Origin of the sequence: Neoroseomonas rubea, from assembly GCF_016106015.1 — a bacterium.
Lineage (GTDB): Bacteria > Pseudomonadota > Alphaproteobacteria > Acetobacterales > Acetobacteraceae > Neoroseomonas > Neoroseomonas rubea.
This window is the reverse complement of the sequence record NZ_JACADQ010000103.1, coordinates 1-12,307: the sequence shown is the minus strand read 5'-3', so window position 1 is coordinate 12,307 and position 12,307 is coordinate 1. Positions and strand designations below refer to the sequence as shown.

The 12,307-nt window shown below is 70.5% G+C and carries 13 protein-coding genes; 1 reads left to right on the top strand and 12 read right to left on the bottom strand.

Annotated elements, in window-relative coordinates:
• From HW577_RS12040 to HW577_RS11985, 12 genes are all read right to left on the bottom strand, one after another.
• Positions 1-331 (bottom strand): UxaA family hydrolase (locus HW577_RS12040; RefSeq protein ID WP_198376379.1); only part of this gene is annotated, 331 nt, incomplete at its 3' end.
• Between the two features lie 10 nt (positions 332-341).
• Positions 342-626 (bottom strand): UxaA family hydrolase, encoded by a 285-nt coding sequence (locus tag HW577_RS12035; RefSeq protein WP_198376378.1) that lies wholly within the window; start codon positions 624-626, stop codon positions 342-344.
• A gap of 201 nt (positions 627-827) precedes the next feature.
• Positions 828-1,817, bottom strand: a complete 990-nt coding sequence (locus HW577_RS12030) for an alcohol dehydrogenase catalytic domain-containing protein (RefSeq protein WP_198376377.1) — start codon at positions 1,815-1,817, stop codon at positions 828-830.
• 10 nt (positions 1,818-1,827) lie between these two features.
• On the bottom strand, positions 1,828-2,598 hold the full coding sequence (locus tag HW577_RS12025) for an SDR family NAD(P)-dependent oxidoreductase (protein WP_198376376.1): 771 nt from the start codon (positions 2,596-2,598) through the stop codon (positions 1,828-1,830).
• A complete protein-coding gene (locus HW577_RS12020; protein ID WP_198376375.1) occupies positions 2,595-4,175 on the bottom strand; it encodes an ABC transporter substrate-binding protein in 1,581 nt (526 codons plus the stop codon). The genes HW577_RS12025 and HW577_RS12020 overlap by 4 nt, the downstream gene beginning before the upstream one ends.
• Positions 4,176-4,192: 17 nt before the next feature.
• Complete coding sequence (locus tag HW577_RS12015) at positions 4,193-5,788, bottom strand: N-acyl-D-amino-acid deacylase family protein (RefSeq protein WP_198376374.1); 1,596 nt, start codon at positions 5,786-5,788, stop codon at positions 4,193-4,195.
• 1 nt (position 5,789) lies between these two features.
• Entirely contained in the window at positions 5,790-6,989 is a 1,200-nt protein-coding gene (locus HW577_RS12010; RefSeq protein WP_198376373.1) for a DegT/DnrJ/EryC1/StrS family aminotransferase, read from the bottom strand.
• A complete protein-coding gene (gene hisD / locus HW577_RS12005) occupies positions 6,989-8,302 on the bottom strand; it encodes a histidinol dehydrogenase (RefSeq protein ID WP_198376372.1) in 1,314 nt (437 codons plus the stop codon). Before hisD ends, HW577_RS12010 begins: the two co-directional genes overlap by 1 nt.
• Positions 8,303-8,447: 145 nt before the next feature.
• Positions 8,448-9,488, bottom strand: a complete 1,041-nt coding sequence (locus HW577_RS12000; RefSeq protein WP_198376371.1) for an ABC transporter substrate-binding protein — start codon at positions 9,486-9,488, stop codon at positions 8,448-8,450.
• 26 nt (positions 9,489-9,514) lie between these two features.
• Positions 9,515-10,348: an ABC transporter ATP-binding protein gene (locus HW577_RS11995; RefSeq protein WP_198376370.1), complete on the bottom strand. Its 834-nt coding sequence runs from the start codon at positions 10,346-10,348 to the stop codon at positions 9,515-9,517.
• Entirely contained in the window at positions 10,345-11,163 is an 819-nt protein-coding gene (locus HW577_RS11990) for an ABC transporter permease (protein ID WP_198376369.1), read from the bottom strand. Before HW577_RS11990 ends, HW577_RS11995 begins: the two co-directional genes overlap by 4 nt.
• Before the next feature lie 12 nt (positions 11,164-11,175).
• Entirely contained in the window at positions 11,176-11,982 is an 807-nt protein-coding gene (locus tag HW577_RS11985; RefSeq protein WP_332837649.1) for an ABC transporter permease, read from the bottom strand.
• 134 nt (positions 11,983-12,116) lie between these two features.
• Between HW577_RS11985 and HW577_RS27145 the strand changes: the two genes are divergently transcribed.
• A partial coding sequence (locus HW577_RS27145) for a LacI family DNA-binding transcriptional regulator (protein ID WP_198376367.1) occupies positions 12,117-12,307 on the top strand: 191 nt, incomplete at its 3' end.

Genomic DNA, 12,307 nt, shown 5'->3' with positions numbered 1-12,307 from the left:
TGGCGAAGGCCTCGACCGGCTTGCCCGTCCTGGCGATGCCCTCGGCCACCTTGCCGGCCCAGCCGGGCTCGATGCCGATGACGACGACGGCGGCGACGTTCGGGTTGCAGCCCGTGCCGATGATGGTACGGAAATGCAGGTCGAGGTCAGCGCCGAACTGCAGCCGCCCATAGGCGTGCGGGATCGCCAGCGTGCCCTGGATGTTGCGGGCCACGCCCTCGGCCGCGGCGTTGGAGATGTCGTCCACCGGCAGGATCAGGACGTGGTTGCGCACGCCCATGCGGCCGTTCTCGCGGCGCCAGCCTTCGAAGCTCGCGGTCTTCAGGTTCATCGCCATGGGATCACCACCGCTTCGTCTTGACGTTGTGCACGTGCAGATGCTCGCCGGCGCCGATGTCGGCGACCGCCTTCCCGATATCCACGCCGTACTTGATGATCGTGTCGCCCTTGGCGATCTGCTTGATCGCGACCTTGTGGCCGATCGGGATGTCGTTCCTGGCCGGGAACTCGATCATCTTGTCCTGGTCCATGATCCAGCCATTCAAGGTCTGGCCGGCCTTCACACCCTCGACGACCACGACGCCGACGCTATCGCCTTCGTCATGGACGCAGAAATGCACGGTCATCGCGTGCCCTCCCTATCCTTCGCCATGTGACAACTTCCTCCTCCTGGCAAGCAATCGGCTCACCGCGCCCCTCCGCCGCGCCGACGGGGTGGAATGCCGGCGCGCAAGTCCCGTCATCGGCCCGGCGGCGCCGAACCGTTGAGGCCACGGATGCGCGGAGAACACAGCAGGGTCATGGGCGCTCCTCTGGCGTGTTCGGTATCAGGGAATGAGTACGATCTTTGCGGCCGCGACGGCGCCGGCGTCGATATCCGCCGCGGCCCTCGCGCCTTCCGCCAGCGGCCTCGCGTCCAGCCAGTCAAGCGCGCCGAGACGGCCGCTCACGAGCAGGCCGACCACGGTGCGGAACTCATCCGGCGTGTAGCAATAGGTGCCGGTGAAGGTGATCTCCTGCAGCGTCAGCCTTCGTACATCGAGACCGTCCGTGCCCGGGAGCAGGCCGGCATGCACGATCACGCCGCCCGGGCGGGCGAGCCGGCATGCGACCATGCGCGTTGCCCCGGCGCCGACAGCATCGACGACAAGGTCGCAGGACGCGTCCGCCGGCGCCTCCTCCGACGCGCGGGCCAGACTGATGCCGGCGCGCCTTGCGGTCTCGCGCCGAGCCGCGTTGGGCTCGATGAGCCAGACCTCTCCCGCCCCGGCCTGGTTGAGCGCGAGCGCAGCCGCCAGTCCTATCGCCCCGCCGCCCAGCACGGCGCAGCGCGCCGCTGGCAGCGGCCGGCCCAGAAGCCGCGCGCCGTGATGCACCGCGTGGTAGGAAACTGCGATCGGCTCGGCCAGCGCAGCCTTGGCGGCCGGCATGTCCTCCGGAATCTCGACGAGGTTCCCCTCGGGCGCGCGGACCAATTCGGCGAATGCCCCGGGCCTCGGCGGCATGGAGAGGATTTCGCGGTGCGGCGAGAGATGCGGCCGGCCTTCCCGCGCGAAGGGACAATCGGCAGGGACAACGAGCGGGTTCACGGCCACGCGGCGGCCTGCGAGCGGGCCGGTCAGCACGCGCCCGGCTGCCTCGTGGCCGAGGATGATCGGCACTGGCCGGCGCGCGTCATGGCCATGGATCGCGTGCATGTCCGAACCGCAGATGCCGACCGCCTCGACGCGGATGATCGCTTCACCTGGCGCGGGCGCGGGATCGGGCTCGTCGCGATAGATGAGCGTGTTCGGCGCGACCTGGACGAGAGCCTTCATGTGCGGTCCTTCACTTTGCCAGGAAGCCGCCATCCACCGCCAGCACCTGGCCGGTGACATAGGCGGAGGCGTCGGAGGCTAGGAACGCGGTAGCGCCGTGCAGGTCCTCGAGCCTGCCGTTGCGTCCGATGCAGGTCTGCGCGGCGAGACGCGCGGCTCGCTCGGCATCGGCGAAGACGGGCGCGGTCAGCGGCGTGGGGAAGAAGCCGGGCGCAATGGCGTTGCACGTGACGCCGTGGCGCGACCAGGCCTCGGCTACGGCGCGCGTCAGCTGCACGACGCCACCCTTGCCCGCGCCATAGGGCGCACTGTCGGGGAAGGCGCGGAAGGATTGCAGCGAGGCGATGTTGATCACACGCCCCCAGCCGCGCGCCGCCATGGCGGGGGCGAGCTTCTGCACCAGCAGGAATGGCGCGCGCAGATGCAACGCCGTGTGGAGGTCGAAGGCCTCCGCCGTCACTTCCGCGAAGGGCTGGCGCAGGTTCACTCCAGCGGCATTCACCAGGATGTCAGGCGAGACACCGAGATTTTCCAGCCGCTCCGCGACGCGCTCTGCCGCCTGCGCCTCCGCGAGATCCACTGGCGCGACATCGACGGCGATGTCCTCGGACCGCAGCACAGCGGCTGCCGTCTCCAGCTCCCCCATGCGTCGGGCGCAGAGCACGAGCCGCGCGCCGGCCAGCCCCAGCGCGCGGGCCATGGCCAGGCCGAGGCCCGAATTGCCGCCGGTGACGAGGGCCGCCCGCCCGGCCAGCGAGAAGAGCTCCGCGAGGCGGCTCATCCGGGCCGCACGTCCATCGCGAGCGTGCGCTCGTCGAGCCGCGGCGTGATGGTGAGGCCGCGGCGCACCGCCCAGACGTTCACCAGGTTATAGAGCGGGATCACCGCGACATCCTCCGCAGCCATGCGGACGGCGTCGCGCAGCAGCGCGTTGCGGGCCCCGTCGTCCATTGTGGTCAGCGCGCGCTCCACGAGCGCATCGAGGTCGGGGTTCGCATACCGATGGTGGTTCACCGCACCGAGAAAGCGGGCGCGATCGAAGCTGCCGACCACGTTCATGAGCGCTCCGATCGGATCGCCGGCCGAGGAGCCCCAGCCGATCAGGTGCATCGCGAATTCCTGCCGCGCTGCGCGGCCGGGGAAGCTCGCCCAGGGCACCGGCACCACATCCGTCCGAACGCCGATGCGCGTCCACATCTGCGCCACGGCCTGTGCCGTGCGCGCGTCGTTCGGGTAGCGGTCGTTCGGCGTATGCAGGGTGATCCGGAATCCTTGCGGATACCCCGCTTCCGCAAGCAGTCGCCGCGCCGCATCCGGATCGTATCGCGGCGGCGGGACGTCCGGGTTGTGGCCGGGCGGACCGGACGGCAGCCACTGGCCTGCCGGGCGCGCCGTGCCCTCCATCACGCGCTCCGCCAGCGCAGCGCGGTCGATCGCGGTCGAGAGGGCCTGCCGTACACGCAGGTCGATCAGCGGGTTCTGCGCCAGGGGGCGGCCCTCGGCGTCGGTGGTGAATGCCGGCGCCTCGCGGCGCGAGAAGTCCGGCGCCAGGAAGATCAGGCGCGCGCCAAGCGCCTCGGCAAGGGTCACGCGGCCTTCGCGCCGCACCCGCGCGACATCCGCCGACGGCACCTGATCGATCACGTCCACGTCGCCGGCCAGCACCGCGGCAAGACGGGCGCTGTCGTTGGTGATCATGCGGTAGTGGACGCGTGCCCAGGGTTGCGCGCCACCCCAATACGCGTCGTTCCGCGCCAGCTCGATGCGATCGCCGGCGCGGAAGGAGACGAAGCGGTACGGCCCGGTGCCGATCGCGGCGCGGCCACTGTTGAAATCCTCGGTCGCGGCGCCTGTCGCGGCATGCCGCGCGATGATCGGAATGAAGGCGAGGTCGCTCGGCATGATCGGGTGCGGGCGCGCGGAATGCAGGCGGATGGTGCGGGCATTGACCACCTCCGTCCGCGTGATGGCGCGAAGATAGACGCCGAATCCACCGGGGCTGTTCGGCACGCGTGGCGCGCGCTCGATGGTGAAGGCAACGTCGTCCGCCGTGAACAGGTGGCCGTCATGCCAGCGCACGCCGTCGCGCAGGCGGAATTCCCACACGGTGTCCGAGACGGCGCGCCAGCTCTCCGCCAGCCCGGGCACCAGCCGCGCATCGGGCGTGCGCTCGGTGAGCCGGTCGAAGATGTGAGAGGAGACGGCACTGTTGAACGAGGCGTTGAAGAAGTGCGGGTCGATCGAGGTGACGGGCGCGCCGACGCCGATCGTCAGCGCCACGTCCTGCGTCCAGGCGGGCCGTGCGGCCAGGGCTGGGAGTACCAGCGCAGCGCGCCGGCCGAATGCGGTCCCGCTCATCGTCTCCTCCGTCTCGTTCAGCCGGGCCGACGCACGACGCGGCCGGGATTGGCCGCGGTGCGGCGACCGTCGCGCAACGTGGGAACGCCGCCCAGCACCACGTGGACAAAGCCCTCCGGATGGTGCCGCGGATCGCTCATGTCGCTCCTGTCGCGCACCGCAGCGGGGTCGAAGACCACGAGATCGCCGACCGCGCCCGGCCTGATCCGTCCGCGATCCGCAAGGCCGAGCCTCCCGGCGGGTAGCGAGGTGATGCGCCGCACTGCCTCGGCCAGGGGCAGGACGCCTTCCTCCCGCACATAGTGGCCGAGCAGGCGCGCCACCCAGCCATAGCCCGACAGCGAGCCGATGATGTCGGCGAGCGGGCCATCGCGGTTCAGCGCCTTGGTATCCGACATGACTGCGCAGTCCGCCTGTTCGAGGCAGAGACGGATGTCCGCATCGTCGAAGCCGGAGGACGTCCACATCAGGTTGCCGAGCCCGGCCCCTTCCTCGGCCAGCAGGTCGAGCACCGCATCCATCGGATCGGCGTTGCGGCGCAGCCCGATCTGGCTGAGCGTCAGGCCGATCAGCCCTGGATTGGCGTCGGCGCGCAGCAGCGCGATGCGGTCCCACCGCCTGTCGGCGACCAAGCGCCACATCGGGCGCGGGTTGTGCTTCATCGCCTCCCGCAGCGTGGGATCTCGCAGCCGCTCCAGCAGCCGCTGCGCCCCGCCTTCCCGTGCCCAGGCGGGCAGCGAGGAGACAACGGAGGTGTGGTTCCAGTCGTGCGGGATGACGTCGAATGCGACGTCCACGCCTTCGCGCCGCGCGCGGTCGAGAAGTTCCAGCGTATGCGCCATGGCGTGCGGCGGTGCGCCGTACTTCGGCTGAATGTGCGAGATCTGCAGCCGTGCGCCGGCGGCGCGCGCGGTCGCCACCGCCTCGGTGAAGCCAAGGTCGTAGTGGATGTCGCGGTTGCGCACATGCGTCGCATAGAGGCCGCCGCGCCGGGCGCAGACGGCGCAGAGCTCCTGCACCTCCTCAATCGGCGCGATGCTGCCGGGGAAGTATTCGAGCCCGGTCGAAAGGCCGAAGGCGCCGGCTTCGAAGGCCTCCTCGGCCAGCCGCGTCATCGCGGCCAACTCATCCGAGGTGGTCGCGTCCACTGCGTCGCACTTGATCGCCTGGCGGATCGCCCCGTGGCCCACCATGGCGGCGACGTTGACGCCGAGGCCCTGGCGGTCGAGCCGGTCGAGATAGTCGCCAAAGCTGCGCCAGGTAACCTCGATGCCTGCGTCGTGGAAGCCGATCAGCTGGCGCGGAGACATTGCCCCGGTGAAGGGGGCGCACGAGAAGCCGCACTGCCCGATCACTTCGAGGGTGACGCCCTGGCAGACCTGGCTGTCGGCGCGGCCATCGACCAGCAGCGTGAAGTCCGAATGGGTGTGAATGTCGATGAAGCCGGGGGCGACGGTCAGCCCAGCGGCATCCAGCACCAGCTGCGCCGCCTCGACCGGCAGGTCCGCGCCGATGGCCGCGATCCTGCCGTCCTGGACCGCGACATCGCCGCGATAGGCGGGCGCGCCGGTGCCGTCCAGGATCTCGCCGCCTCGCAGCAGCAGGTCGAACATCTCAGCCCCCCTTCGCCGCCGCGAGTTCCTCCGCGACGATCCGCGCCACCGTCTCGCAATCGGCCTCGGTCAGCGCGAGCGGGATGCGCATGTCGCAGAGACGCTCGAGAACCTTCGCCGTGCCCGGCGGCGTGTGCGGGTCGGCAAGGTAGCGCCACTGGCCTGAGACGCTCGTGTAGCCCTCCGCCTCCCGCGCGCCGAACCACTTGAGATAGACCCCGCGCGCCCGGCAGCGCGCGAGGAAGCTCGTGAACGCCGCCTCCTCCAGGTCGGCGACGGCGAACTGGATGGAGCTCTGCACGAACTCCTCCTCCTGCGGGCGGTGCGGCAGGCGAAGGCCGGGGATGGCCCTGAGCAGGCCGGCGAGCCGCCCGTAGCGGTCGTTCCAGATCCGCGCGCGCTCTGCCAGCAGACCGATCTGCGGCCGGGCCACGGCGGCGACGAGGTTCGACATCCGCATGGAGTAGTTGGGCGTCACGTCCTTCCAGCGGGCGAAGACCTCGTCGGACGGACGCGCCCGGTGCTGGCGATAGAGCATGTAGCTGCCCGAGTGGAGGATGGCGCGTGCGGCCACGTCCTCGTCGTCGGTCGCGATCAGCCCGCCCTCGCCGGCATTGACGTGCTTGTACGCCTGCAGGCTGAAGCAGCCGGCCTGCCCGAAGGTCCCGGTGGGCCGCCCCGCCCAGCGCGCGCCCATGGTGTGGGCGCAATCCTCGATGACGGCGACGCCGAGGTCATCGCAGATCGCCATGAGCCGCGTCATGTCGGCGATATGGCCGCGCATATGGGACAGCAGCAGGTGCCGCGCGCCGCTCGCCTGTGCCTTGCGTACGAGGTCGTCGAGATCGATGACGAGGTCGGGCGTCACCTCCACGAGCACATGCTCAGCGCCCGCATGGGCGACGGCGCCAGGGACGGGCGCGAGCGTGAAGGCGTTCATCAGCACGCGGTCGCCCGGGCGCACGCCGGTGCACAGCAGCGCGAGATACATGGCGCTGCCGCAGGAATTCACCGCGACGCAATAGCGCGTGCCGAGATGCGCGGCGAATTCCGCCTCGAGCAGCGCCGCTTCCGATGCGTCGCCGAGCGTCTCGCCATAGCGGTGCGTCCATCCCGAGCGCAGCACCGCCTCGGCCGCCGCGATACCGTCCTCGGGGATCGATGGCGGGGCGCTGAGGTCGAGCGTGAGGCGTTCGGCCATCAGCCCGTCACCGGCTCGCCGAGGTCGAAGCGCGTATCCGGGAAGTAGCGCGCAAGACGGATGTCCGCTGAGCGCGCATGCGCCTCCATCCCCTCCGCGCGGGAGATGCGCGCGGTGGCGAGCGCGACCTCCCGCGAGCCCTCCCGCGTCATGCGCTGCCAGGACAGCGGCTTGAGGAACTTGTGCACCGACAGCCCGGCCGAATAGCGGCCCGCGGCCTTGGTGGGCAGGATGTGGTTCGGCCCGGTCGCCTTGTCGCCGAAGGCGACCGTCGTCTCCTCGCCGAGAAACAGCGAGCCGTAGTTGCGCAGCTTGGCGAGCCACCAGGCGGGATCGGCGGCCTGCACCTGCAGGTGCTCGCAGCAATAGCGATCGGACACCTCCACCGCTTCCTCCCGCGTCGAGCACAGCACGACTTCGCCGAAGTCGCGCCAGGCGGCGCCGGCGGCATCGCGCGCAGTGGGCGGCAGGGCGGCCACGAGTTCCGGCACGCGCTTCATCACCGCTTCGGCCAGCGCGCGATCGGTGGCGATGAGCCAACCCGGGCTCTCGTGGCCATGCTCCATCTGCGCGACCAAGTCCACCGCGACCAGTTCCGGGTCGGCGGTGGCGTCGGCGATGACGGCGACCTCGGAGGGGCCGGCGAAGACGTCGATGCCGACCTTGCCGTAGATCTGGCGCTTCGCCTCCGCGACGAACTTGTTGCCTGGACCGACTACGATGTCGGCCGGCCGGCCCGTGAACAGCCCATGGGCGAGGGTCGCGACCGCCTGCACGCCACCCAGCGTCAGGATCGCATCGGCCCCGGCGCGGCGCAGCGCGTAGAGTACGGCAGGGTGGATGCCCGCCCCGCCGCGCGGGCCGGAGCAGGCGATGACGAAGGGCACGCCCGCGGCCTTCGCGGTCGCTACGCCCATATAGGCCGAGGCGATATGCGCGTAGCGCCCGGCCGGCACATAGCAGCCCGCCACCGCCATCGGCACGAGCTTCTGGCCTGCGACGACCCCGGGCGATATCTCGACCTCGAAGTCGCGCACGCTGGCCCGCTGGGCCTCGGCGAAGCGATGGACGCGATCCACGGCGAAGTCGATGTCGCGCCGGAGCCCGGCCGGCACCTCGGCGGCGCGGCGCGTTGCCTCTTCGGCAGACACCAGGATCTCGCCATGCCAGCCGTCCAGCTTTGCGGCATGGTCGCGCACCGCCGCCTCGCCGCGCGCCGCGATTTCGGCGAGCATCGCCTCCACCACGGGGCGGGCCTCCGCGGTGGTGTCCTCGGCGGTGCGGGTCGCGCGCTTGAGGTATTCGACGGCCATGACTGCATTCCTTCCGAGGTCACTGCCCCGCTTGCCGGCACCACGAGGGCCGCGGCACGCGCCGCCGGCGCGTTGATCCGGCTCCGGCGCGTCACGGGCGAGACGTCCGGGCGGAGCGGCGCTGCCCCGCCCGGACCGTGGCGTGCTACTGGCCGAGCGCGAAGGCGCGCAGGCGCGGGTCGGCGGCGACGCGGCGCAGCACGTCGTCGGTCAGGTAGGCCGCGGGTGCGGGGGGATTCTGCACCGTGCCGACCTGCGCGAGGAAGGCGCTCAGCCCCTCGTACCAGCGATCCGCCTGGGAGGGGCCGTTCGCGCGCGACATCAGTTGAAGCTGCTCCTCAAGGCCGAAGATCGGGCGACGGTCCATCTCCGCGGCGAGCGCGGCCTCGCTCACCGTGACCCCGCCCGCCTGGTAGAAGCGGTTCATGGACTGCAGCGTTGCCTCGCGGTTCGCCTTCATGAAGGCGATGCCGCGCAGGAACACCGCGAGATAGCGCGCCACCATGTCGGGGTTGGCGCGCAGGAACTCCTCGCGCACGATGATGTTGCCGGGGACGATCGCATCCGCGTCCTTGCCGCTGCACAGCGGCACGGCGTTCATGCGTTCTTCCGCCGTGTAGATGTTCGGCGCCCAGAGGCCGGCGATCCGCCCTTCGCCGGTCGAGAAGGCGGAGAGGATCTGCGCCTGGTTCAGGTTCACGACCTGCAGGTCGCTGCGCTGGATGTTCCAGCGCCGCAGGCAGTTCTGCAGCACGTAGTCGACGGTCGTGTTGACCGTCATCAGCACGCGCTGGCCGCGCAGGCTGGCCGGGTTGGCCCGGATCGCCTCGATCTGGTCGCGGCGGGCCATCAGCACGTTCGTGGCGCTCTCATCGTTCGAGATGGCGATGGTACGGATGTTGAACCGCGCCGCGCCCAGCACCCCGGGCGCCGAGCCGGTGATGCCCACGTCCCAAGTCCCCGCGGCGGCGGCGGCGATCTGCGGCGGGCCGGCGGGGAAGGAGGAGAAGTTGGGCTCGATCCCCATCTGGCGCCACCAGCCCTGCTCGGTGGCCAGGTGCAGCGGCAGCATCGAGTACAGCGCCGGCTGCATGGAAATGTTCAGCCGCGTGAGCTGCTGGGCCTCGGCCGAGGCGGCGAGCGATGCGGCCGCGAGCGTGGCGGCGAGCAGTGTCCTTCGGAACATGCCTCTCTCCTGTCGTGGTTCTTGCTTCACTTGGCCGGCACGGGGGCGGGGTTGGATGCAGGCACGGCCGGCCGCTCCTGCTCGCGCGCCTTCAGCAGCTTCCAGATGCGGCTGCGCATGTGGGTGAAGGACGGCGTGTCCATCACCTCCTCGACCGGCATCGCCTCCCAGCCGCCATCCTCGCGCAGCGGGCGGATGTCGATCGTCTCGATGATGCGGCCGGGCTTGCGGCCCATCACCACCACACGGTCGGCGAGGTAGATCGCCTCATCCACCGCATGGGTGATGAAGATGACGGTGCGGGGGTTGCGGCGCGCGAGGCGCACCAGCTCCTCCTGCATCACGATGCGCGTCTGGGCGTCCAGCGCGCCGAAGGGCTCGTCCATCAGCAGCGCGGCCGGCTGCATCACATAGGCGCGCGCGATCGCGACGCGCTGCTGCATGCCCCCCGAGAGCTGGTGCGGGAAACTGTCCTCATGGCCCGCCAGGCCCATCAGCTCGACATAATGGGCGATCGCGGCGTCGGCCTGGGCCTTCGGCGTGCCCTTGCACATCAGGCCGAAGCCGATGTTCTGGCGCACCGTCTTCCAGGGCAGCAGGGCGAATTGCTGGAAGACCACGGCGCGCTCCGGCCCCGGCCCAGTCACCTCCTTCCCGCCGACGAGGACGCGGCCGTCCGTGGGGAAGTCGAGCCCCGCGGCCATGCGCATGAGCGTCGTCTTGCCGCAGCCCGAGGGACCGACGATCGCGACGAATTCCTTCTCCTCGATGCGCAGGTCGATGCGGTCGATGGCGAGGAATTCCCCGCCCCTGGGCAGCGGGAAGCGTCGCGTGACGCCTTCGAAGACGATCTCGCTCATCCCTGCCCCCATCGCCGCTTGAAGGTCTGCTCCACCGCGCGGAGGAGCACGTCGATCGCGAAGCCGACGACGCCGATGCCGACCATCCCGGCGATGACGACGCTGGTGTTCAGGTTGCCCTGGCCCTGCACCATCAGGTAGCCGAGCCCCGCACCGACAACGATCAGCTCCGAGCCCACCAGCGACTGCCAGCCAAGGCCAGCCGAGACGCGAAGCCCGGCGATGATCGAGGGCAGCGCGCCCGGGATCAGCACATGCGTGATCACCTGGCGGGAGGAGGCGCCGAGGGTCTGCGCGGCCTCGACCAGCCGGGGCTCAACCAGCCGCGCGCCGCGATAGGCGCTGATCACGCAGGGCGCGAAGGAGCCGACGAAGATGATCAGCAGCGGTCCGCCGATGCCGGTGCCGAACCACAGCGCCGCGAGGGGCACCCAGGCGAGGGGCGCGACGAAGCGCATCGCGTCGAACAGCGGCGTCACGATCTCGTCGAGCAGGCGATACCAGCCCATCAGCAGCCCGAGCGGGATCCCGATGCCGACGGCGATCGCCCAGCCCATCAGGAAGCGTTCGACGCTGGCGGCCAGGTGCGCGGCATAGACATGGCCCGCGAAGGGATTGTGCCAGAGCCGGACCAGCGTGTCCCACACCGCGAGCGGCGAAGGCAGCAGGTGCGCCGGCAGCCAGCCCGATGCCGCGACCCCCGACCACACCGCGAAGAACAGCACGAAGCCCGCGATCGTCAGCGCCCAGAACTCGCCGATGCCGAGCACGGTGCCGGAGGGGCCCAGGAAGTTTCGGTCGCGCCGCCTGGCCATCGCGACGCCCCCTCAGACCGCCGGGCGCCAGTTGACCACGCGCCGCTCGAGCCGCCCGAGCAGCCAGGTCGTCACGGCGCCGCATACTGCGACCGCGGCCATGCCGACGAGGATCATGCCGGGGAAGATGTCCTGACCGGCCACGTTCAGGACGCGCCCCAGGCCGAAGAAGGCGCCAACCAGTTCGGCGGCCACCAGCGTCGTCCAACTCGCCTGCAGCGACAGGCGCAGCCCGGTGAACATCAATGGCATCGCGCCGGGGACGACCACATGGCGGATCACCTGCGGGGTCGTCGCGCCCTGGGTGCGCGCGGCGGCGATCAGCACCGGGTCCACCCCGCGCACGCCGGTGAAGGCATTGATCACGCAGGGGACGAAGGCGGTCAGCCAGATGACGAAGATCTTGCCGGTGTCGCCTAGCCCGAACCACACGATGGCGAGCGGAATCCAGGCCAGCGCCGGGATCGGTCGCAGCAGCAGGAAGATGGGATTGATCAACGCCTCGGCGCGACGGCTCCAACCCATCAGCAGGCCGAGCGGAAGGCCGGTGACCACCGCCACGGCGAACCCGCGGGCCACCAGGCCGAGCGAGTGCAGCGCGTGCTGCCACAGCGTCGCGCCGGCATAGCCCTGGCCTGCGCTGATCTGGCTGAAGGCGGCCCAGACTTCGTGTGGGTTCGGCAGGCGCAGCGGGTTGAGCAGGCGAAGTCCGCTGGTGGCGAGCCACCACAGGCACAATGCCCCAGCCACCGTGGCGAGCCCGACAAGGGCCCGGCGCGGCAGGCGTGCGGCAAAGGTCGAGCCGGAACTGCGCCCCACGGGCTGCAAGTGCACGCCTCCCAGAAAGATTTTCATGAGGCTTTCACCCGGTATCGGGTGTGTCAAACGGATTTCATGGTAGAAGGCGGCATTCGGCGATTGAAAATTTTTTCATCCATTGCCACAGTCGCCACATGAAGCGCCGGACCCGTCCAAGGCTGGCCGACATAGCCGCCGCTGCGGGCGTGTCGCTCGCCACTGCATCCCGCACGCTCTCGCAGCCCTCGATCGTCAGTCCAGGAACCCGTGAGCGCGTGCGCGCCGCCGTCGCGAGTCTTGGCGGCGCGCGGCCGGGACCCGGCGCACGCGCCGCCGGCGACGCCGG